At 65.1% G+C, this 22278-nt stretch carries 19 protein-coding genes; 6 read left to right on the top strand and 13 right to left on the bottom strand.

The window, feature by feature from the left end; translation table 11 throughout:
- Nucleotides 1-3 precede the first annotated feature (3 nt).
- Together BLS27_RS01985 and BLS27_RS01980 are read right to left on the bottom strand one after the other, a co-directional pair.
- The gene (locus tag BLS27_RS01985; RefSeq protein WP_043210832.1) at nucleotides 4-720 is read right to left on the bottom strand and encodes a response regulator; all 717 of its coding nucleotides are present in this window, start codon (nucleotides 718-720) and stop codon (nucleotides 4-6) included.
- 74 nt (nucleotides 721-794) lie between these two features.
- Nucleotides 795-1439 (bottom strand): TetR family transcriptional regulator C-terminal domain-containing protein, encoded by a 645-nt coding sequence (locus BLS27_RS01980; protein ID WP_090342747.1) that lies wholly within the window; start codon nucleotides 1437-1439, stop codon nucleotides 795-797.
- 204 nt (nucleotides 1440-1643) lie between these two features.
- Between BLS27_RS01980 and BLS27_RS01975 the strand changes: the two genes are divergently transcribed.
- Nucleotides 1644-2390, top strand: a complete 747-nt coding sequence (locus BLS27_RS01975; RefSeq protein ID WP_090342745.1) for an enoyl-CoA hydratase — start codon at nucleotides 1644-1646, stop codon at nucleotides 2388-2390.
- Between the two features lie 4 nt (nucleotides 2391-2394).
- On the opposite strand, the gene BLS27_RS01970 is transcribed toward BLS27_RS01975, so the two are convergent.
- Nucleotides 2395-3261 carry a LysR family transcriptional regulator gene (locus BLS27_RS01970; protein WP_043210825.1) on the bottom strand — a complete coding sequence of 289 codons (867 nt, stop codon included), beginning with the start codon at nucleotides 3259-3261 and terminating at the stop codon, nucleotides 2395-2397.
- Between the two features lie 152 nt (nucleotides 3262-3413).
- Between BLS27_RS01970 and BLS27_RS01965 the strand changes: the two genes are divergently transcribed.
- Nucleotides 3414-4400 carry a zinc-binding dehydrogenase gene (locus BLS27_RS01965; RefSeq protein ID WP_090343052.1) on the top strand — a complete coding sequence of 329 codons (987 nt, stop codon included), beginning with the start codon at nucleotides 3414-3416 and terminating at the stop codon, nucleotides 4398-4400.
- Between the two features lie 12 nt (nucleotides 4401-4412).
- Here BLS27_RS01965 and hchA read toward each other — a convergent pair whose 3' ends face one another.
- A complete protein-coding gene (gene hchA / locus BLS27_RS01960) occupies nucleotides 4413-5288 on the bottom strand; it encodes a glyoxalase III HchA (protein ID WP_043210822.1) in 876 nt (291 codons plus the stop codon).
- A 176-nt stretch (nucleotides 5289-5464) separates the two neighbouring features.
- Between hchA and BLS27_RS01955 the strand changes: the two genes are divergently transcribed.
- On the top strand, nucleotides 5465-7795 hold the full coding sequence (locus BLS27_RS01955) for a bifunctional diguanylate cyclase/phosphodiesterase (RefSeq protein ID WP_090342743.1): 2331 nt from the start codon (nucleotides 5465-5467) through the stop codon (nucleotides 7793-7795).
- Between the two features lie 43 nt (nucleotides 7796-7838).
- Here the strand turns inward: BLS27_RS01955 and BLS27_RS01950 are convergent, their stop codons facing one another.
- Both BLS27_RS01950 and BLS27_RS01945 read right to left on the bottom strand, forming a co-directional pair.
- Complete coding sequence (locus tag BLS27_RS01950; protein WP_090342741.1) at nucleotides 7839-8975, bottom strand: glycerate kinase; 1137 nt, start codon at nucleotides 8973-8975, stop codon at nucleotides 7839-7841.
- A gap of 118 nt (nucleotides 8976-9093) precedes the next feature.
- Entirely contained in the window at nucleotides 9094-10191 is a 1098-nt protein-coding gene (locus tag BLS27_RS01945; RefSeq protein ID WP_090342737.1) for a sugar diacid recognition domain-containing protein, read from the bottom strand.
- A 162-nt stretch (nucleotides 10192-10353) separates the two neighbouring features.
- On the opposite strand from BLS27_RS01945, the gene BLS27_RS01940 reads away from it, so the two are divergent.
- From BLS27_RS01940 to BLS27_RS01930, 3 genes are all read left to right on the top strand, one after another.
- Complete coding sequence (locus BLS27_RS01940) at nucleotides 10354-11682, top strand: MFS transporter (protein WP_090342735.1); 1329 nt, start codon at nucleotides 10354-10356, stop codon at nucleotides 11680-11682.
- A 101-nt stretch (nucleotides 11683-11783) separates the two neighbouring features.
- Entirely contained in the window at nucleotides 11784-13316 is a 1533-nt protein-coding gene (locus tag BLS27_RS01935) for an FAD-dependent oxidoreductase (RefSeq protein ID WP_090342732.1), read from the top strand.
- A 92-nt stretch (nucleotides 13317-13408) separates the two neighbouring features.
- Entirely contained in the window at nucleotides 13409-14419 is a 1011-nt protein-coding gene (locus BLS27_RS01930) for an aldo/keto reductase (protein ID WP_090342729.1), read from the top strand.
- Nucleotides 14420-14475: 56 nt separating this feature from the next.
- On the opposite strand, the gene BLS27_RS01925 is transcribed toward BLS27_RS01930, so the two are convergent.
- The 7 genes from BLS27_RS01925 to BLS27_RS01895 form a co-directional block, all read right to left on the bottom strand.
- Nucleotides 14476-15558, bottom strand: a complete 1083-nt coding sequence (locus BLS27_RS01925; RefSeq protein WP_090342727.1) for a metal-dependent hydrolase — start codon at nucleotides 15556-15558, stop codon at nucleotides 14476-14478.
- A gap of 123 nt (nucleotides 15559-15681) precedes the next feature.
- The gene (locus BLS27_RS01920) at nucleotides 15682-16932 is read right to left on the bottom strand and encodes an OprD family porin (protein ID WP_090342724.1); all 1251 of its coding nucleotides are present in this window, start codon (nucleotides 16930-16932) and stop codon (nucleotides 15682-15684) included.
- Between the two features lie 76 nt (nucleotides 16933-17008).
- Complete coding sequence (locus BLS27_RS01915) at nucleotides 17009-18208, bottom strand: benzoate/H(+) symporter BenE family transporter (RefSeq protein WP_090342721.1); 1200 nt, start codon at nucleotides 18206-18208, stop codon at nucleotides 17009-17011.
- A gap of 160 nt (nucleotides 18209-18368) precedes the next feature.
- Entirely contained in the window at nucleotides 18369-19295 is a 927-nt protein-coding gene (gene catA, locus BLS27_RS01910) for a catechol 1,2-dioxygenase (protein ID WP_043210803.1), read from the bottom strand.
- Nucleotides 19296-19333: 38 nt separating this feature from the next.
- Nucleotides 19334-19624, bottom strand: a complete 291-nt coding sequence (catC, locus tag BLS27_RS01905; protein ID WP_043210800.1) for a muconolactone Delta-isomerase — start codon at nucleotides 19622-19624, stop codon at nucleotides 19334-19336.
- Between the two features lie 129 nt (nucleotides 19625-19753).
- Nucleotides 19754-20875 (bottom strand): muconate cycloisomerase family protein, encoded by a 1122-nt coding sequence (locus BLS27_RS01900; protein ID WP_090342718.1) that lies wholly within the window; start codon nucleotides 20873-20875, stop codon nucleotides 19754-19756.
- 29 nt (nucleotides 20876-20904) lie between these two features.
- A complete protein-coding gene (locus BLS27_RS01895) occupies nucleotides 20905-22233 on the bottom strand; it encodes an MFS transporter (RefSeq protein ID WP_090342715.1) in 1329 nt (442 codons plus the stop codon).
- Nucleotides 22234-22278: the final 45 nt, after the last annotated feature.

Here is a 22278-nt window from a genome sequence, read left to right as displayed (position 1 = left end):
GCGTCAGGCCGCCACGCTGGCGGTGAACAGGTAACCGGTGCCGTGGATGGTGATGATCAGGTGCGGCTCGGCCGGATCGTCATGCAACTTGCGCCGCAGACGGCCGACCAGCACGTCGATGGAGCGGTCGTTGGGCACCCACTCGCGATTGCGGATCTGGTCCATCAATTGGTCGCGGGTCAGGGTATGGCCGCTGTTGCGCAGGAACACACTGAGCAGTTGGAACTCGCCGTGCGTGAGCAGGGTTTCGGCGCCGCGCGGGTCGATCAGGCGACGGCGATCGGTATCGAGCGCCCAATCGGCAAACTGCTTGAGCGACTGCACGCAGGCCGGCGCAGGCTTGGCGACACGAGCGTGGCGCACGCGGCGGATGAGGTTCTTGGCGCGCGAGACCAGCTCGCGTGGGTTGAGGGGTTTGATCACATAGTCGTCGGCGCCGCATTCCAGGCCGACGATACGGTCGATGTCGTCGTTGCGACCGGTGATCAGGATGATGCCGACTTCCGAGCGCACCCGCAGTTCGCGAGTCAGCGTCAGACCGTCCTTGCCCGGCAGGCGAATGTCGAGCAGCACCAGATCGACATCCTGGCTGGCGAGGAAGGCATCGGCCTGTTCGGCGGTGTCGGCACAGTGGACGTCGTAGCCTTCCTGGGACAGGTAGGCGTGCAGCAAGTCGCGAATAATCGGATCGTCATCGACGATCAGTACCCGAGGCGTCATTGCGTGTTGTCTCTTTTTTATAGGTGTTGTTCATCGAACCCGCGCCCGCAGCGTACTCGTTACTGAACAGCCGATCAACAGCCCCCACTGACACTGAAGCGACGTCGACCACCCGCCTGGAGACCATCGACCCAGGCCTCGCAGATCAACACCCCCTGTTCCGGCGAGAACGTCCCCGGGTTGAGCCCGGATTCCAGCCACAGCCCGTCGAGCAGTGCACTGAGGCTGATGGCCGCAAGGTCCGCATCGAAGCCTTCCCAGCCCTCCTCCGTGGCCAGTGACGCCAGCAGCTTGCTCAGTTCGTTGCGGTATTCACCGTAGGAATGGTCGTGGACCTGGTTGATCGCCTCGGCGGTCTTCACCGCCCCCCAGAATGCAAGCCACGCGTCGAGCAGCTTGGGGTCCAGTACGTCCGATCCGAACGATGCGCGAAAGAACGCCGACAGCCGCTCGCGGGCATTGGGCGCGGCCTTGGCCATGGCCTCGCGCAACAGGCCCATGACCCGCCCGGTGACCGCCATGTAGGCATCGGCCACCAGTTCATCCTTGCCCGAGTAGTGGTGGCTGATCAGCCCCACCGACACCCCTGCCTCGGCCGAGATCTTGCGGATCGACGCGCCCTGGAAGCCATGGCGTTTCAGGCACACCAAGGTCGCCTCCACCAGATTGGCCTTGCGCAGTTCCGGCAGCATGCGGTTGTAGCGGGCTTCCTGACTCATCGGTGCTCCTGGAGAAAAACAGCGTTATCGAGTTGGCACGCGCCTTTGGCAGCGGCGACTTTCATTCTCTGTGCGCCAGGGCGACTGGGGCTCCCACAAGGGGACTAGTCTGGCTGAACGACTGTACAACAAGCCAAGCACCGTGATAAACCCTCACGGCGCCCTCGCGCCAAGACCCCGATTCCAACAACAAAAGCGGCTGCCATGAACGACCTGATCACACGCGAGCTGGACCAAGGCCTGTTGACCCTGACCTTCAACCGCCTGGACAAGCTCAACGCCCTGAACATCGCCATGTACGAGCAGCTCGCCGAGCGGCTGCTGGCGGCTGACGAAGACCCGCAGGTGGACGTCATCGTGCTTACCGGCGGCCCGCAATGCTTCAGCGCCGGTAACGACCTGCGCGACTTTCTCGATAACCCGCCACGTGACCGGGACAGCCCGGTGTTTCACCTGATGCGTGTGGTCATGGGTGTGAAGAAACCACTGATCGCCGCCGTCAGCGGCGCGGCCATCGGCATCGGCAGCACCCTGCTGCTGCACTGTGACCAGGTGCTGGTCAGCCGCTCGGCCAAACTGCGCATGCCTTTCGCACCGCTAGGGGTGTGTCCGGAATTCGGCTCCAGCCTGCTGCTGCCTCGCCTGCTCGGCCATGCCCGCGCCGCTCGCCTGCTGCTGGCCAACGAACTGCTGACCGGCGAGCAGGCCGTGGACTGGGGCTTGGCCAACGAACTGCACGAAGACGGCGAGCAATGCCTGGCGGCGGCGCGGAAGCTTGCCCGGCGCCTGCAAGCGATGCCCCGTGAGTCACTGCTCATCAGCAAGCGCCTGATCAAAGAGGCCCATCGCGCCGAACTTGAGGCCACAGTCGAGCGTGAAAGCCAACTGTTCGTCGAACGCCTGCAAACCCCTGAAGCCAAGGCCGCCTTGCGCGCCCTGCTCAAGGACTGACCGCTCAGCCCTCGAAGGTTCGGACCAACTGGTCGATGACCAGACGAACCCGGGCCGTGTGACGCAAATCTTTGTGGGTGACCATCCACACCTCGTAAGGCGCGCTGCGTTCACGTGACGGCCAGACCCGCGCCAAGCCGTCGCGCTCGCCCAGGGCAATGGGAATCTCGCCGATTCCTAAGCCTTCGGCGATGGCGCGGCGCACCATCATGCTGGAGTTCACCGCTGCCACCACCCGCCCCTGGTCGATCACCTCATCGACCAGCGTCGGCACCGTCCGATCACGCCAGTACGGCTCATACATCACCAAATCGTGCCCTGCGAAACCACTGGCCGGCACCGGTTCGCCTTGGCGGGCCAGATAGTCGGTGCTGGCGTACAGGCCCATCGGCCAGCTCGCCAGCTTGCGCAGGATCAGGTCCGGGTTGTCCGGACGCTGGTTGCGGATGGCGATATCGGTCTCGCGTTGCGACAGGTTGACCAAATCCGAGGAGCCATGCAGCACCACGCGGATCTCAGGGTGGGCCAGGTGCAACTGACGCAGGGCTGGCATCACGAAATCGCAGGCCAGGGAATCGGTGGTGGAAATCCGCACCTCCCCAGCGCCTTCATTGTCTACCCCGCGAATACGCCGGGTGAGCTCAAGCGCCGCGCTTTCGACCTTCTGCGCGAGCGCGAACGCCTCCTCGCCAATGGCGGTCAGTTGATAGCCTGCGGGCGTTCGCAGGAACAGGGTCGACCCCAGGTCGGCCTCCAACGCAGCGATCCGTCGCCCTACGGTCGCCTGGTCGACCCGCAGCACGCGCGCGGCCCGGCGCAATGTCTGTTCGCGGCCCAGGGCCAGCAGGATCCTTGCGTCATCCCAATTCATCGATGGTCTTTCCTCACAGCACTTGTGCAACAGGGCGCCGCGAAATCGCCGCGCGCCCGGGGCCGACGAGTTCCGTACCCTTGGGAGCAAGTCGCCAACGCGGCCAACCTTCACCTCACAAGGGCACAGTACCCATGAACAACGTTTCCAACATGACCGCCATCGAGATCACCCAACCGGGCGGCCCCGATGTCCTCCAACCCACTCGCCGGACGATTCCCGAGCCTGCCGCACGCGAGGTCCTGATCAAGGTTCGCGCCGCAGGCGTCAATGGCCCGGACCTGCTCCAGCGCAAGGGCCTGTACGACCCACCCGCAGGTGCCTCGGACATCCCTGGCCTGGAGATCGCAGGTGAAGTCGTTGCCCTTGGCAGCGAAGTCCGAGGCTTTGCCGTTGGTGATCCGGTGATCGCACTGGTGACCGGTGGCGGCTACGCTGAATACGCCGTGGCCGACGAGCGTACCACCTTGCACCTGCCCGAGGGCCTGTCGATGATCGAAGCCGCGGCCCTGCCCGAGACGTTCATGACCGTCTGGGTCAACCTGTTCCAGCGAGGCGGGTTCAAAGCCGGCGAGTCGGTGCTGATCCACGGGGGCGTATCCGGTATCGGCACCACCGCGACGATGCTGGCCAAGGCCCTCGGTGCCTCGCGGATTTTCACCACCGTCGCCAACCCCGAACAGCAAGCGGCCAGCCAGGCCCTGGGTGCCGACGTTGCGATCGACTACAACCGTCAGGACTTCGTCGAGGAGGTCTTGCGCCATACCGAGGGCCAGGGTGTGGACGTGATCGTCGACATCATCGCCGGCGAATACATAGCGCGTAACTTCCAGGCCGCGGCCATGAACGGGCGGATCGTGCAGATTGGCGTCATCAAGGGCCCGGCGCCGCAGGTTGACCTGTTCCCGATGCTGGTCAAGCGCCTGACCCACACAGGCTCGACCTTGCGTGCACGAAGCGCAGACGACAAGGCGCAGATCATCACCGACCTGCAACGACACGTCTGGCCCCATGTGCGCAGTGGCGCGGTCAAGCCTCTGATCTTCCGCACCTTCGCCCTGGGCGATGCGGCCCAGGCCCACGCCTTGATGGAAAGCGGCCAGCACATGGGCAAGGTGGTGCTGACCGTCGACGCCTGACACCAAAGCAACTCACCCGGCGCCGACTTCCTTGAGCAGCGCAGCGGCCGCCAGCTTGCCCAGTGCATTGCCGGCCAACGGGCTGTCGCCGGTGAGCAGCTTGCGGTCCTGCAAGGTGGCGCCGGAAATGTCTTTGTTGATGATTTCCACGCCCAGGGCCTTGAGCTGCTCGCCGAACTTCCACGTCAGGTGCCCGGGCATGTAGCCAATGTCCGGGGTCTTGGCATCCAGATCGTCCGGGAAGGCGCAGATGCGGTAGCCGTTGTAGATGCAGCTATCGCGCGTCTCGCCGAGACCCGCGGCGAGCAGCGCCGCTGGGCCATGGCATAGAGTGATGACGAACTTGTCGTGCTTGGCCGCCCAGAGCAGCAGCTGTTTCACCGCTTTGCTTTCGGGCAGGCCAATCAACGCGCCGTGGCCACCGGGGATGAACACACCGATGTAGTCCGAGTCAGGGCCCAATGCACGCTCGACGACATCCTCGAGTTTGAGCGGTTGTTTGAAGGCATCGCGATAGCGGGCGTACAGGCCCTTGACCTCGGCATCCTCCGAAGGCATCGCCCAGAACTCGAACTTGACCGGGTTGCCAGACAACGTCGCCACATCGAAGGCAAAGCCGGCTTTGTCCAGGTGGTACATGGGCAGCAGGGTTTCCACCGGATGGTTGCCGGTGGAGAACATCGTGCCGTTGTCGGTGAGCAAGTAGCGCTCGTCGGCACCGATCATCAGCACTTTCCAGCGGCCTCCCGTGTAGGGCCTTGGGTAATCGGCGCCACTGAGGTCGGATGTGGGCGAAGTGAACTGACTCAGCGAATAGGGCGAGGGGAAAAACGCATTGTCCTCGGCCGGGTCAGGCGTGGGGCGTTTGTCATCGTTCGGCTGTGCCATGGCGTTCTCCAACAGGCTGGTGGGGACAATCGGGCAGTCTAGTCCAGCCCAGTAAAAGCTATCGCAGGACGCGACTTGCGGTGCGTCGGTCAATAAAGGCTATGTGCCACCAGTCATCCAGCTGTCATCTTTCTGTCGTATTTTCCGATCACTACCCAAGGTCGGGACCATCAGCTGTGATTCGCCGTTTCTTATCGTCCGCAGGGTTGCTTCCCCTACTGATACTGACGCTCTGCGCTATCACCCTCGCCTTCCTGTGGGGGCTGCATGTCACCCAGAAGGCCGCCTCGCGCCAGGATGCGCTGTCGGCCAAGGCCGCCGAGCACATGAACCTGGCCAGTATCGTCGCGCAGAACCTTGGCCAATTGGTGGACCGCGCCCAAGCGGTGGGCCGGGTGACACAGCACGACATGAAATCCCTGCGCCAGGGCAATCTGAGCCTGGCGCGGATCTTGGTCGAAGACCCAGCGTTCAAGCGCATGAGCCTGTATGACCGCCAGGGCCGGCTGCTCGCCTCCAGCCACGCCGACGAACCCCAGGCGCTGCCCCCGGATTGGCTCGACCAGCTCAAGGTGCGGGTTTCCCACGATGGCTTCAAACCCTTCATGCCCCACCTCGCGCCTTCAGACACCCCAACGTCCGGGCCCCACTGGCGCCTGCCGTTCATTCTGCCGCTGACCGACGTGCGCGGGCGGGAGATCGACAGCCTCCTGGTGGTACAGCTGGATGTCGGCTATCTCGCTGTCCTGCTCCAGCACATCGACCTAGGCCGCACCGGGTTGATGCGTGTGCTCCAGGACGATGGCCAGGAGCGCCTGCGCATCGACTCCAGCGGCGTGGTGATGACCGGCGACCGACTGATGCCGAACCTGCCCGAAACCGGTGAGGAGGCCGGCCTGCTCACCCAGTACAGCGTCGAGGGCGCCTACCAGAGCCTGTACCGGCGCGTGGCCAACCGGGGGTTCAGCGTGGTGGTGAGCCAGCAGCACGATGAGATCCTCGCCCCCTCGGCGCTGACCTACGCCCGCCAGTTCTGGCTGAACCTGAGCATGACCCTGATGATTCTCGCCAGCCTCGCCTGGAGCCTGCGCCTGCTGGGCAAGCGCCAGGAGGCCTTCAGCGCCCTGGAGCACGCCCAACGGGTCAACCAGCAACTGATCGGCCGCCTGGAGGATGAACATCGACGCAGCAGCCACGCCGCTGCTACCGACCACCTGAGCGGTTTGCACAATCGCCGACAATTCGTCGAAGTGGCGACCCAGGCCCTGGCCCGGCAACGGGGCAAGCGCCGATTGATGGCGATCCTGTTCATCGACATGGACCGCTTCAAATCGATCAACGACTCCCTCGGCCACAAGATCGGCGACCTGCTGCTACAGGCCGTGGCCGGGCGCATCCAGCGCCTGCTGGAACTCGGCGACGAGGCCTCGCGCTTTGGCGGGGACGAGTTCGTGGTGCTGCTGGCCGGCGAACGCGACGAGGAGCAGATCGACACCTGGGTGCGCGAGCTGGTCGCCAAGCTCTCTGCCACCTATGCCCTGGACGGCCAGGAGGTCAATACCAGCCCCAGTGTCGGGGTGAGCATCTGCCCGCGCGATGGTCAGGACATCGACACACTGATCCGCTGCGCCGACGCTGCGATGTACTCGGCCAAGCAGGCCGGGCGCGCCCAGTACCGCTTCTTCGACCCGTCCTTGAACCTTTCCGACATCCAGGCCTTCACCCTCGAGCAAGCCTTCGGCATCGCCCTGGCCGAACGCCAGTTCCTGCTCCATTTCCAACCCCAGATTCGCCTCGACACCCTGGAGGTGCAGGGCTACGAAGCGCTGGTGCGCTGGAACCACCCTGAGTTCGGCTTGCTTTACCCTGATCGCTTCATCGCCATGGCCGAGCGCAGTGGTTTCATCGTAGAGCTGGGCTGGGAGGTGCTGCGCCTTGCCTGCGAAGCGCTCGGCCGCTGGCAAGCCCAAGGGCGTGATGAGCGCCTGGCAGTCAATGTCTCGGCCTTGCAACTGCGCCAGATGGATTTCAGCGAGCGCTTGCTGGCCACGCTGCACGAGCATGCCATCGACGCACACCGGCTGGAGCTGGAAATCACCGAAACCACCGTGCTCGACCCCGAAGGCACCGCGCTGGACCACCTGCACCGCCTACGCCAGGCAGGCCTGGGCGTCAGCCTGGATGATTTCGGTCGAGGTTATGCAGGCTTTGCCCACCTGCATGCGCTGCCACTGACCAAACTCAAGATCGACCGTGCCTTGATCGCCCCGTTGTGCAATAGCCACGACGACAGCCCGATCGTCTCCTCCACCATCATCCTGGCCAAACGCCTGGGCCTGGAAGTGATCGCCGAGGGCGTGGAGACCCGCGAGCAGGTGGTGTGCCTGAAACTCGCCGGATGCGACAGCGCTCAGGGCTACCACTTCAGCCGGCCTCTGTCACCGGCGCAACTGCTGGAATACCCGCCCTTCAGTGGCGCCCGGGAGAGCGCCTGTTGCAGCCTCTGACGGCGTCTCCTGCGTCCAGGCGACCCATCGCCGCGAATCGCGTTCAGTCCCGCGCCACCTGCCACAACCGGGCGACGTCAGTGGCCCGCGCTTGCAACAACTGCGCTGCCTGGGCGCACGCCTGTTCCAGGCTCATCGGCCCGCTGGCCAAGGCGAAGGCCGCATCGATGCCATGGGCATACAACTGCTGGTAGCCCTCGCCCAAAGTTCCGGCCAGCACCACCACAGGCACACCATGACGCTTGGCCACCCGGGCCACGCCCATCGGCGTCTTGCCGCGCAAGGTCTGGGCATCGAAGCGCCCTTCCCCGGTGATCACCAGATCCGCCCCCTGCACCAGCGCATCGAGCCCTGCCAGTTCTGCCACCACTTCAACCCCAGGGCGGAATTGCGCGCCCATGAAGGCCTTGGCCGCAAAGCCCATGCCGCCCGCCGCGCCACATCCGGGAAACTCACGCACATCGTCACCCAGCAATTGTGCGCACAGGTCGGCAAAATGCCCCAGGGCCTGGTCCAGTGCCTGCACCTGCGCGGGGCTTGCGCCCTTCTGCGGGCCAAAGATCGCCGAGGCGCCATTGGGGCCGCACAAAGGATTGTCGACATCGGCCGCCACCTCTACCTGAACCTCCGCCAGGCGGGGGTCCAGATCGCTGGCATCGATACGGGCCAGTCGGCCCAAGGCCAACCCGCCCTCCTCCAGTGCCTGACCGTCGGCATCCAGCAGGCGCAGGCCCAGGGCTCGCAGCATGCCGCTGCCGCCATCGTTGGTGGCGCTGCCGCCAATGGCCAGGACGATGCGCGTCGCACCGGCAGCCAACGCGGCGGCGATCAGCTCGCCAGTGCCCCAGGTGCTGCTGCGGCACGCATCACGCTGGTCGGTCGGCACCCGTTGCAAGCCACTGGCCTGGGCCATCTCGATGATCGCCGTACGGCTCTCGGCCAGCCAGCCCCAGCCGGCCTCGACGCTATGGCCCAGCGGCCCACGTACCACCTGGCGACGCAGCTCGCCATGGCTGGCGGCCAGGATCGCGTCCATGGTCCCCTCGCCTCCATCGGCCATGGGGCATTCGACCCGTTCGGCGTCCGGCCACACTTCGGCCAGGCCCGCACCGATAGCGCGGGCCACACCGGCAGCGTCGAGGCTGTCCTTGAACGAATCGGGGGCGATGACGACTTTCATGGGGATTCTCCTGTCCAGATACCCCGCATGCTGCCAGTTGTGGTGCAGCGGGGCCTCTGTCGAATGCACAAAAGCGTTGCGGTGTTGTTTGGGCGAATGCCTTTTTTGCCAGGGGGCATCACTGCGTCGGCAGCAGTTGCAAGCCCAGGTACAGGCTGAGCAGCCCTTCAAGGCGCAACGGATCGACCTCGCTCACCTCGGCGATCCGCTCCAGGCGATACCTCAGGCTGTTGCGATGGATACCCAGGGCATCGGCGCAGGCCTGGCTCTGCCCGTCGTGGGCACACCAGGCGCGCAGGGTCGCAAGCAACTGCCCGCTGGCATCCTTGGCGCGGATGCGCTGCAAGGGCTCGAGCAGTTCGTCCAGCGCGTCATCGTTGCGATGGCGCCAGAGCAAGGCAGGCAGGCGGTAGCGCGATAGACTCAGCAGCCGTTCCTGAGGCAGGACCTCGCGCCCGTAGGCGAGCAGGTCGCGCACCCGCCGATAACCCCGGCGCAGTTGCTCCAGGCTCTGCGCCGTATTGCCCATGGCCAAGCGCTGGACCTGCCAGCCATGGCGATGAAGACGTTCGACCAGGCGCTGTTCATCCAGCGCGACGCCTGCAGGCCGACACCACAACAACGAATGCCGGGCCGGGCTGACGCACCAACTGTCGGGAAAACGACTCATCAACCAGCCGGACAATGTCTCCGCGCTCGGCCCAGGCTCGAGTTCGAACAGGCACGGCACCCGAGGCAACTGGGGCTTGAGGCCCAACTGCTGGGCTTCATCGAGCAGCCGTGGGGAGTCGCTGCTGCCTCCGAGCAACAAGGCCAACAGGTCGTCGCAGCGCTGACGCCGCCACTGTTGCTCCACCTGCAAGTGGCGCTGGGCCAGGAGCATTTCGGCGGTCATGCGCACCAACTCGCCATAGGTACGCAACTGCTGCGGATCGCCCGTAAGCCCCAACACGCCGATCAGGCGGTCATCGAGCATCAGCGGCAGGTTCACCCCGGGCTGCACGCCCTTGAGGCACTTGGCGGCCTCCACATCCAGTTCGACGATCCGCCCGTTGGCCAACACCAATTGCGCGCCTTCATGGCGGGTGTTGATACGCTCCGGCTCGCCACTGCCCAGGATCAAACCCTGGCTGTCCATGACGTTGACGTTGCACGGCAGGATAGCCATCGCCCGGTCGACGATGTCCTGCGCCAGGTCGTGGTCCAGTTCGAACATTCAAGGGTCCTTGCGGTGGTAGGCTTTGGTCGCCGGCACAGCGCCCCGTGCCAGAAGCTGTGCAAAAGCACAAAGACAGCCGCGCCGCGCTCACCGAGACTCGTCGTGGCGAGCGCCGGAACCCGCGACGCCGCGACAACCATAAAAAAAGAGAATCCGATCATGGCACACAGCCCCGCCCCTGACCAAGGCAAAGACATCACCCGCGATGCGCTGTACCGGCGTATCACCGTGCGGCTGATTCCCTTCATCTTCATCTGCTACCTGTTCAACTACCTGGACCGCGTCAACGTCGGCTTCGCCAAGCTGCAAATGCTCGACGCCCTGAAGTTCAGCGAGACCGTCTACGGCCTGGGTGCCGGGATCTTCTTCATCGGCTACGTGCTGTGCGGCCTGCCCAGCAACCTGGCGCTCAACCGCTTCGGCCCGCGGCGCTGGATCGCACTGATGATGATCGCCTGGGGTACGCTCTCGACCTGCCTGCTGTTCGTCACCACGCCCACGGAGTTCTACGCCCTGCGCCTGCTCACCGGCGCCGCTGAGGCCGGCTTCTTCCCCGGCGTGGTGCTGTACCTTTCGCGCTGGTTCCCGGCGGACCGCCGCGGCCGCATCATGGCGCTGTTCATGTCGGCGATCCCGGTCTCGGGGCTGCTGGGCGGGCCGTTCTCCGGCTGGATCCTCGATCACTTCGCCGCAGGCCAGCACGGCCTGGCCGGCTGGCAGTGGATGTTCCTGATCCAGGGCGTGCCTACCGTGGTGCTGGGCATCCTCGCCGTGCTGCAGCTCAGCGACGGTTACCAGAAAGCTGCCTGGCTGAGCCCGGCCGAGCGCCAGGTGATCGAGGCCGACCTCAAGGCCGATGCCGCTGGCAAGCCCACCACCCAGGGTGACGGTGTGTTGGCCGTGCTCACTAATCCGCTGGTCTGGACCTTCGGCTTCGTCTACTTCTGCATCCAGAGCGGCGTGTACGCCATCAACTTCTGGCTGCCCTCGATCATCAAGAACCTGGGCTTCGACAATCCGCTGCTGATCGGCTGGCTGAGCGCCATCCCCTACCTGCTGGCCGGTGTGTTCATGATCGTCGTCGGGCGTTCGGCGGACCTGCGCAACGAGCGGCGCTGGCACCTTGTGGTGCCGATGCTGATGGGTGCGCTCGGTCTGTTGATCGCGGTGAATTTCGCCCAGAGCCCGACCATCGCCATCCTGGGCCTGTCAATCGCTACCATGGGCGCGCTGACCGGGCTGCCGATGTTCTGGCCGATGCCGACCGCCCTGCTCAGTGCCAGCGCTGCCGTAGCGGGCCTTGCGATCATCAACTCGGTGGGCCAGATGGCTGGTTTCCTGAGCCCCTACCTGGTCGGCTTCATCAAGGACCAGACAGGCTCCACCGACGCTGCGCTCTATTCGCTGGCCGCGCTGATCGTGTTCGGCAGCCTCGTGGCCCTGCGTGCGACCCGTGCCGGCGCGCTGAGCGCTGCCCGCGCCAACTGAAGCTGTTCGGGGGCGCTTCGGCGCCTCCGATCGTCGGTCTGTTGCATCCCCGGCTCGGCGAAGGCGTCAAATGAACCTGAACGGTTCTACGGAGACGCCCCATGACCCAGCACAGCGTGGCCCGCCTCGAACAGCTCGACAACCACACGCCTTTGCGCGTCCAGGCTGGCAGCGAAGAAGTCATCCTGATCCGTCAGGGCGACTTGGTGCATGCCTACCAGGCCCATTGTCCCCATGAAGGCGCGCCGCTGGACGAAGGTGCCCTGTGTGGCGGGTTGCTGGTGTGCCCTTGGCACAAGGCGGCGTTCGCCGTGGACGAAGGCGCGGTCTGCGAGCCTCCGGCCCTGGCCGACCTGCGGCGTTATCCCGTGCAGGTGAAAAACGGCGAGATCCTGGTCGACGACCAGCCGCTGCCCAGGGCCAACCCTCCCCGGCACAGCGACGCCCGCTGCTTTGCCGTGATAGGCGCGGGTGCGGCTGGCAGCGCGGCGGTGGCAACCCTGCTCAGCCATGGTTTCGGCGGCCGTCTGGTGTGGATCGACCAGGAACAGCACCCCGCCTACGACCGCACGTCCTTGAGCAAATTCGTCATCGCCGGGCAGATGGCCCCCGACGAAGTCCCCGCCCTGCTCGAGCCTGAAGCCCTGCGCCAGGGCCATCTGGAGCGCTGGCACGCCAAGGTGCGGGCGCTGGATGTCGCCAAGCGCCAAATCCTGCTGGCCGACGGCAAGCGCCTGGATTACGACGCGGCCCTGGTGGCCACCGGGGGCAAACCCAAACGCCCGGACCTTCCCGGCGCCCAGTTGCCTGGCATCTGCTTGTTGCGCTCCCGGGACGACGCCGCACGCCTGCTCGATGCCGCCGAACCGGGCCAGCCTGTGGTCATCGTCGGCGACGGCTTTATCGGCCTGGAGGCGGCTTCGGCCCTGCGCAAGTACGGCGCGCAAGTGCATGTGGTCAGCCGCCATGAAATCCCCCTGGCCAGGCAGCTCGGCGAACGTATCGGCCGCACCCTGCGCGAGCTGCACGAGCTCAAGGGTGTGGTGTTCCATGGACCGACAGAGGTCGAACGCTTCGAAGGCACCGACCACGTCCAGACCGTGGTGCTGGCCAATGGCGAGCGCCTGGATACCGCGCTGGTGCTGCTGGGAGTGGGCGTCAGACCGGCCACCGGTTTCGTGCAGGGCCTGGAGCTGGCAGACGATCAGTCCTTGCCGGTGGACGCCGAGCTGCACGCCGCCGAAGGGCTCTGGGCCGCCGGCGACATCGTCACCTTCCCCTTGGCCGGCCGCCCCGTGCGCATCGAGCACTGGCGACTGGCCGAGCAGCACGGCGTGATCGCCGCCGCCAACATGCTCGGTGAGCAGCGCCGTTACGACGACGTGCCGTTCTTCTGGACCTACCAACACGGACGCACCTATGAAGTGCTCGGTCATGGACAGCACTGGAACCGTATCGAGTATGTGGGTGAACCGGAGAAAGGCGATTTCATTGCCCTGCAATGCATCGACGATCGGGTCGAAGCCGTGATCGCCAAAGGCTACGCCCGCGTCATGGCGGTACTGTCGCAACGGATGAAACGCCCCTTGAACAGTCGCGAGGCGCGGGAACTGATCGATGCCTGGCCGGGCTGAGCCTGCACGTGCCCTGTGGCCAGCCGGATCCTTTCAATGGCAGGTGGATGTGTGTAAAACAGCCCTACACTCCTCGACACAAGGCGCCGCGCATGATCTACCGCCCCCTCGGCCACAGTGGCCTTCAGGTTTCCGCCCTCACCCTTGGCAGCATGATGTTCGGCGAACAGACCAGCACCGAGGACTCGCTGCGCATCATCGACAAGGCCTGGGACCAAGGCATCAACTTCATCGACACCGCTGACGTTTACAACGCCGGGCGCTCCGAAGAGATCGTCGGCGAGGCCGTGGCCCGCCATCGCCAGGACTGGATCGTCGCCTCCAAGGCCGGTTTCGGCCCGGCAGAAGGCTTGCCCAACCGCAGTGGGCTCTCGCGCAAGCACCTGTTCAATGCCATCGAGGCCTCGCTCACGCGTATGGACCTGGACTACCTGGACATCTACTACCTGCACCGCGAAGACCACAAGGTGCCCCTGGAAGAGACGGTGCGGGCCATGGGCGACCTGCTGCAACAAGGCAAAATCCGCTATTGGGGCGTGTCCAACTTCCGCGGCTGGCGCATCGCCGAGCTGTGCAACCTGGCCGAACGCCTGGGTGTGGCCAAGCCGGTGGTGAGCCAGCCTTTGTACAACATCGTCAACCGCCAGGCCGAGCCCGAGCAACTGACTGCAGCCGCCTACCATGGCCTGGGTGTAGTGCCGTTCAGCCCGCTGGCCCGAGGCGTGCTCAGCGGCAAGTACGCGCCGGGTGCCGAGCCTGCGGCTGGCAGCCGCGCTGCGCGCCAGGACAAACGCATCATGGAAGTAGAATGGCGCCAGGAATCGCTGGCCATCGCCCAGAAAATCCAGACCTACGCCCAGGCCAAAGGGGTCGGGATCGTGGAGTTCGCCATTGCCTGGGTGCTGAACAACCAACTGGTCAGTTCGGCGATCGTCGGACCGCGCACCGAGGCGCAGTGGGACACCTATGCCGGTGCGCTGGAGGTGAAGATCACCGCCGAGGACGAGGCCTTCATCGATTCGCTGGTCACCCCGGGGCATGCCTCGACGCCCGGGTTCAACGATGTGGCGCATTTCGTCACCGGGCGCCTGGCTCGCCCATAGGCGTTGGGCGCGCGCAGCCCCCACTGCAATCCCTCAGCCTCGGGCGATGGCAAGGCTCAACGCCCCGCCTCGCGTTGCCCTAGGTATTTCTCGGTCCAGGCCGCCAGCGGCAGCGGAGGCTTCTGCTGGACAATGCGCCGCCAGATCAGCGCGAGGTCCTCGCCGTTGAACATCGAGCCCACGCCATCGCCCAGCCACAGGGTCGGCGTCACCGCGTTCCAGCGCCCGGTACTGTCCCGGCTGGCCATCTGGAAGCGGAAGGTGTAGTTGCCTGGGATGCCCATGCGCAGGTCGGTCACCACCAAGGCATTGCCCACCCTGTCGTAGCGCAGCCAATCATCGGTGAACCAACGCAGTCGCTCGTGCAGCGGCATGCCACGCAGTACCTGGGCGGCCTCCAGGTTCAGCGACTGGCGCTGCATTTCCGGCGGTTCCTGGTCAAAGGCGCTGCTGATGCCTTCGTAGTACTGGCCATCCGGGGTTTTGGCCAATACCCGCCAGACCAAGCTGTTGAAGGCGATGGGCACGGCGCGCACGTGGGTCACGGCAATGCCCTGCTCATCGAGGGCGAGCGCAAAACGCTGTTCGGCCGCCATGCGCCCGGCCAGCCCATAGCCCAGGTAAGCGGTGCTGAACGCCAAGGCCACGCCTAGCACGGTGACAGCCTTGCCACTCATGCCTTTGAACGCCGCGTACAGCACAGCGCCGAGCAAGGGCAAGGTGTACACAGGATCGATGATGAACACCGCCGCCCAACTCTGCGGGGTCAGGTGCAGGGGCCAGAACAACTGGGTGCCGTAAACGGTGAAGGCATCGAGTATCGGATGAGTCACCAACACTAGCCAGAACGCCAGGAACACCCGCGGTAGGCGGTAGCCTTTGTCGGGCCAGCGCCTTCGGGCGACCGCGCTGACCAGCCAGGCCAGGGCCGCCGCCAGGGCGGTGAGGACGAAGAGGGAGTGGGAAAAGCCTCGGTGGTAAGTCATCTGCGACACCGGGTCGGCATAGCGGATCAGCACGTCGAGGTCCGGCAAGGTGCCCAGGGCCGCGCCGTACAGCAACGAACGACGCCCCTGGATACGCCCCAGCACCGCGCCTTGGAGGGCGGCGCCGAGGACAGCTTGGGTCAGTGAGTCCAAGGTGAAAGTCCCTGATCGGTGTTTTTCAGGAACCTACCCTCATTCACCGTACTCGCCAAGGGGCGGCTGCGCAGCCTATCGCAGGCTGCACCTGGGCCTTGCGTCGTAGAGGCTCAAGAAGGCTTACAGCAGTTGCCAGGTATACACCAGGATCAAGCGGTTCTCATCGATGTCACTGCGGTAGTTGGAGCGTGCCATGGCATTGCGCACGCGAATCCCCAAGCCTTTGAACAGCCCGCCCTGCACCGCGTAACCAAGATCCAGGTCGCGCTCGCGGTCCTTGCCCTCGTAGCCTTGGCCGGTGTCGACGTTGTTGCCGGTGATGTAGCGCACCGTGGCCGTCAGTCCAGGGATACCCATCGCGGCGAAGTTGTAGTCGTAACGCACCTGGTAGGAACGCTCGTCGGTGTAGGCGAACTCGTACGTCGGCACTTCATTGCCCAGCGGCGAGATGTTGGCGAATACCCGAGGGAACGGGCTGTCGCCATAGATCCCCTGATAGCCGACATGGAAGCTATGCCCGCCCTGCCGGGCGGTGAGCATCGAAAAGAACGCCTGGTTGTCGATGTTGCCCAGCAGCGCATCACCGTCCTCGCGGGCGGTGAAGTAGCCCAGGTTGGCGCTGAGCACCCAGTCGCCGAGCGGCTTGCTGTGCTTGAGGCCAATGAAGCCCTGTTCGTAGATGTCCTGCAGTTGGCCGTACCAGAGGCTAGCGCTGCTTTGGTTGTCGTTGAAGGCATAGTCGCCACCGAGGTAGTTGAAGGCGTCGCTTTGTGCCTGGCGCATGGGCACATGCCCGAGCATGGCGATCATCTTGTCGTCACCGGCCTCGTTACGCAGGTGGCTGGAGGTCAGGTGTCCGGCCTGCAGGGTCAGGCCGGTCAGTTCGCCGGAGCTGAGGCTCACACCTTGGTAGGTCGGCGGCAGCAGGCGAATGTCGCTGAACGTCAGCACTGGCAGGTTGGGCTGAAGTTCGCCGAACCTCAGTTCGGTCTTGGACAGACGCGCCTTGAAGGTCGGCGCCAGGCGGCTGTATTCGTCCGCGGCGCGGCCATCGCTGTGAACCGGCAACAACCCGGTATTGACCCGGTCAGGGCTGCTGTCGAGCTTGATGCCCAGCAAGCCCAGGGCGTCCAGGCCGAACCCCACCGTGCCGGGGGTGTAGCCCGACTTGAAGTCGAGGATGAAACCCTGGGCCCACTCCTGGGCCTTCGATTGCTGATTGGCCCCGACGATATCCGAATAGTCGCGGCTGAAGTAATAGTTGCGGGCGCTCAGGCTGGCCTTGGCATCCTCGAAAAAGCCGTTTTCCGCGGCCAGCAGGGGTTGGCTGAGCAAGGTGATGCCCAGGGCGACACAAGGGGTGTGGTTCATTCCGAAGCTCTCTTTGATCTTGTTTTTATGGGTAAAGCGCTGGGAACGCGTGGGTCTTGAGTTATGCCTCTCCTCTTCAGCGGGCGCGGCGCAAGGCCGCTTGAACAAGGGGGCGACGCAGGCGTGGCAAGACGTGGGCGGCAAGACCGAACAACAAACCCCAGAACGGCGCCGACAACCCCAGGTAGGACACACCGGAGGCCGTCACCAGGAAAGTGAACAACCCCGCGTCGCGTTCGCCCGGTTCGGACAGGCTCCTGACCAGGGCCTCACTGATCGCGCCGTACAAGGCCAGGCCTGCCAGCGCGGCAATGAGCGCGGCGGGAAAGGCCGCGAACAGCGACATCAAGGTAGCGCCGGCGATACCCAGCAGCAGGTACAGCACGCTGCCGGATACTGCCGCCACATAGCGCCTGCGTGGGTCCTCATGGGCTTCGCGCCCGGTGCACAGGCTCGCGGTGACCGCCGCAAGGTTCAGTCCATGGCAGCCAAAGGGCGCGAGCAACGCCCCCCCTACGGCACTGGCGCTGATCAGCGGGCTCGCCGGCACGCTGTAACCGGCATTGCGCAGTACCGCCATGCCCGGCATGAACTGCCCGGTCAGGGCCACCAGCACCATGGGCAGCGCCAGGCTGAACAGGGCTGCAACACTGAACTGCGGTGCGATCAAGCGTGGCGAGGCCAGCTCCAGCACCAACGCATCACTGCGAAACTGCCCGCTCAATAGCGTGACAAGCGCACCGACCAGCAGCACCATCGCCACCGCATAGCGCGGCTGGCGCGCGCGCATCAGCACATAGGTGGCGAACATCGCCAGCACCAACATTGGCTGTGCCGGTAACGCGCGGAACACCTCGGCCCCGAAACTGAACAGAATCCCAGCCTGCATGCCGGCGGCAATGGAGCCTGGCAGGCGAGCGATGATGCGGTCGAAGGCGCCGCTGATGCCGATCACCAGCAACACCAGGTTCGCCACCAGGTAGGCGCCGATGGCCTGTCCCAGGCCCAACTGCGGCAAGGCGGTGACCAGCAGCGCCGAGCCCGGGATCGACCAGGCGATCACCACCGGCACCCGATAGCGCAGGCTCAGCAGCGCCCCCAGCAGCGCGCTGCCCATGGACACCGCCCAGACCCATGAGGACAGCACCGCGTGGGGCAAGCCGGCTGCCTCGGCGGCATGGAAGATGATGACCAGTGGCCCGGCATAGGAAATCATCGTTGCGATCATGCCGGCGACGATGGCCGACACGGAGCAATCCTTGAACAGGTCTTTCATGGGACCTCTCGCAAGCGCTGGCCGGCCTTGATGGCTGGCACTTGTTTTGTGTTGACTGCATCGCAGGCTGGCGTTGCGTGTGCGATGCGTTCTTCACGAGTAAGCCCGCCCACCGTCCCTGTGGGAGCGGGTTTACCCGCGAAGGGGACACCTCGGGGTATCAGCCCTGCTGCAATGCCCGCGGCCGTCCGCTGCGCTGCTCTGCCTCGCTGTCCACAGCCTTCTGCAGTTGGAAATCGAACGTGAGCTCGGCATACCGCCCCTGTACACCCCGCGCGCCGTCCTCGCGGAACTTGATCTCGCCGACCAGCCCATCACGGGTGGCGTAGGCGAAGTCGTCCCACAGGTACTGGTCACCGGCCAGGTTGATCTGGGTGGTCAGGTGGCGATGGCCCGGCGCAGAAATGAAGAAGTGGATGTGCGCCGGGCGCTGGCCGTGGCGGCCGAGCAAGTCCAGGCATTCCTGGGTCGGGCCCTGCGGGTCGCAGCCGTAGCCCGAAGGCACGATGCTGCGTGCGCGGTAGCGGCCCTGGGCGTCGGTGACGATGCGCCGGCGCAGGTTGTACTGCGACTGGCTCTGGTCGAAGAACGAGTAGGTGCCGCGGGTGTTGGCATGCCACAAATCGACCGTGGCGCCGGCCACCGGCTGGCCGTTCGGGTCGAGCACCTGGCCTTCGAGGAACATCACCGTGGCCACGCCCTCCTCGCTACCGTCGTCCATGCGCACTTCGCCTTCAGCAATAGGCGCACCGGCGACATACAGCGGGCCTTCGATGGTGCGCGGGGTGCCCCCGGTCAAGCCGGCCTGGGCGTCCTTGGCGTCTTGCAGCAGGTCGAGGAAATGCTCAAGACCCAGGCCTGCCACCAGCAGCCCGGCCTCGCCTCGCCCGCCCAGGCGGTTGAGGTAGTCGACGGCGAGCCAGAACTCGTCCTCGGTGATCTCCAGGTCCTCGATCAGGCGCGCGGTATCCTGCAGCACGCGCTGGATGATGCGCTTGATGCGCGGGCTGCCATCATCGTTACCGAAGCCGGCCGCTTCTTCGAAGAACTTCTGGATATCGGCAGTGTGGGAAATCTTCACGGTCATGGTGCGTACCTCATCTTGTTCTTGTGCAAGGGTTCGAATCAGCGATCGTCGCTGTGGATCGACGAGGGGTGGCGGCACAGGCCGTCGACCTCGATGTCCATGTAGGGAAACAGCGGCAGTTGCATCAGGGTGTCGTGCAGGGCCTCGACGCTGGGCACGTCGAATACGCTGTAGTTGGCGTAGTGGCCGGCAATACGCCACAAATGGCGCCAGGTGCCCTCGCGTTGCAGACGCTGGGCCAGTTCCCTTTCATCGGCCTTGAGTTGCGCGGCCTTGGCCGGGTCCATGTCGACCGGCAGCTTCACGGTCATCTTCACGTGGAACAGCATGGGATTCTCCTTGAGTCTGGTTAAGTCGTTGCGGGCGCGGCTTTAGCCGCGAACACCGGCACAGCCGGTGCCATCCACCGCGTTGTCTGCTTCGCGGCTTAAGCCGCACCCACAGGGTCGTGCGCTTTTTCAGCGGCGGGCGAAGCGCGCCAGGCGGGCTTCGTCCAGGGTCAGGCCCAGGCCCGGGGTGCGCGGCACATGCAACTGGAAGTCGCGGTACTCCGGCGCCTGGGTGACGATTTCCTCGGTCAGCAGCAACGGCCCGAACAGTTCGGTGCCCCAGGTGATCTGGCGCAGGGTGAGGAACGCGTGGGCCGAGGCCAGGGTACCGATCGCGCCTTCGAGCATGGTTCCGCCATACAGGGCGATACCGGCGGCTTCGGCGATCTGCGCGGTGCGCAGCACGGCGCGTGGGCCACCGTTCTTGGCGATCTTCAGGGCGAAGATGCTGGCGGCGCCGTCGGCGGCCAGGCTGAACGCATCCTCGACGCTTTCGATCGACTCATCGGCCATAATCGGCGCCGGGCTGCGCTGGTTCAGGCGGACCTGGCCGGCGCGGTTGATACGCGAGATCGGCTGCTCGATCAGATCGATACCGTTGTCGCCCAGCACCTGGCAGGCGCGGATGGCCTGGGACTCGTCCCAGTACTGGTTGACGTCGACCCGCACGCTGGCCCGCTCGCCCAGGGCACGCTTGATTGCCACCACGTGCTTGAGGTCCTGCTCCACCGGGTTGGCGCCGATCTTGAGCTTGAACACCCGGTGGCGACGTGCCTCGAGCATGTGCTCGGCCTCGGCGATGTCGCGTGCGGTGTCGCCGCTGGCCAGGGTCCAGGCCACTTCCAGGCTGTCGCGCACCCGCCCGCCGAGCAGTTCGCTGACCGGCAGCCCCAGGCGTTTGCCCTGGGCGTCGAGCAACGCGCTCTCGATGCCGGATTTAGCAAAGGTGTTGCCCTTGGCCAGCTTGTCGAGCTTGAGCATGGCGGCGTTGATGTTGTCTGCCGGCAGGCCGATCAACGCCGGTGCCAGGTGCGCGTCGATGTTGGCCTTGATGCCTTCGGGGCTTTCGTAGCCGTAGGCCAGCCCGCCGATGGTGGTGGCCTCGCCGATGCCCTCCACGCCGTCGCTGCAGCGCAGGCGCAGGATCACCAAGGTCTGCTGCTGCATCGTATGCATCGCCAGCTTGTGCGGGCGGATGGTCGGCAGGTCGACGATGATCGCCTCCAGCCGGTCGATAGTCGGGCTTGTCATGCAAGGCCTCCAGTTGCGTCAGTGAACGGTCAGGCCTGGGCAGGCGCGGTCAGGCCGTGGCGCCGGCCGCTGGCCAGGTGCACGGCCATGGCCAGCGCGGCAATGGCACCAGGGATGGCAAATGCGATGAAGTTCAATTGCAGCGGCAGGTTGATGCCCATCAGCGCACCCCCCAACAGCGGGCCGACAATGGCGCCATTGCGGCCGATACCCGACGCCCAGCCCAGCCCCGTGGAGCGCACCGACAGGCCGTAAAGCTGGGCGGCGCCGGCATACAGCAGGATCTGCGTGCCGATGGTGGTGGCGCCGGCGATGAAGATCAGCCCATAAAGCACCGGCATTGGGCTGTTCACGCCCAGAAGACTGATGGACAAGGCCGCAGCCAAGAAGAACGCCACCTTGACCTTGACCAGGTTGTAGCGGTCCCCCAGCCAACCACCGAAGATCGCCCCGGCCATGCCACCAAAGTTCAGCGCCAGTAGGAACGACAGGCTCGAGCCCAGGCTGTAGCCGGCATTGGCCATCAGCTTTGGCAGCCAGGAGCTCAGCGCATACACCATCAGCAGACAGCAGAAGAACGCCAGCCACAGCGCCAGGGTGCGCACCGCCAGGCCCTCGCGGAACAACGCCGCCACTGAAGCGCCCTTGGCCTTGCGCTCCGAGACCTGCAGTACATCGTCCGTCTGCACATCGCAGTCAGGATCCACACGCTTGAGCAGCGCACGTGCGTCCTTCACGCGGCCCTGGCGCACCAGAAAGCCGATGGACTCCGGCAGGTAGTAGAGGATCACCGGCAACAGCAGCAGCGGCAGCGCTGCGGCAAAGAACATCGACTCCCAGCCAAAGCGCGGCAGCAAGTAGATGCCGACGCCTGCCGAGAGCATGCCGCCCAGGGAGTACCCGCTGAACATGACCGCCACCAGGGTGCTGCGCAGGCGCTTGGGCGCGTATTCGTTCATTAGCGCCACGGCGTTGGGCATCAGCCCGCCGCAGCCGAGCCCGGCGATAAAGCGGTAGATACCGAATTCGCCAGGGCTGCTGGCAAAGCCATTGAGGATGGTCGCCCCGGAAAACAGCGCAAAGCACAGGGCAATGCCTTTCTTGCGGCCGATGCGGTCGGCCAGGCTGCCGAACGCCAGGGCGCCGAACATCATGCCGAACAGCGCATAGCTGCCCAGAGCACCGGCCTGCAACGGGGTCAGGCCCCACTCTTTCATGATGACCGGCAGGACCACGCCGTAAATGAACAGGTCATAGCCGTCGAAGATCAGCAGCAGGCCGCACCAGGCCATGACCATCCAGTGAAAGGGCGTGAAGCGTGCGTTGTCGATGATCGCTTGGACGTCGAGGGTTCGCATGGCATCTATCTCTGTTGTTTTTGTTGTGTGAAGAAAACCTTGCCG

This window comes from Pseudomonas guariconensis, from assembly GCF_900102675.1.
Classification (GTDB): domain Bacteria; phylum Pseudomonadota; class Gammaproteobacteria; order Pseudomonadales; family Pseudomonadaceae; genus Aquipseudomonas; species Aquipseudomonas guariconensis.
This window is presented reverse-complemented; position numbering and strand designations above follow the sequence as displayed.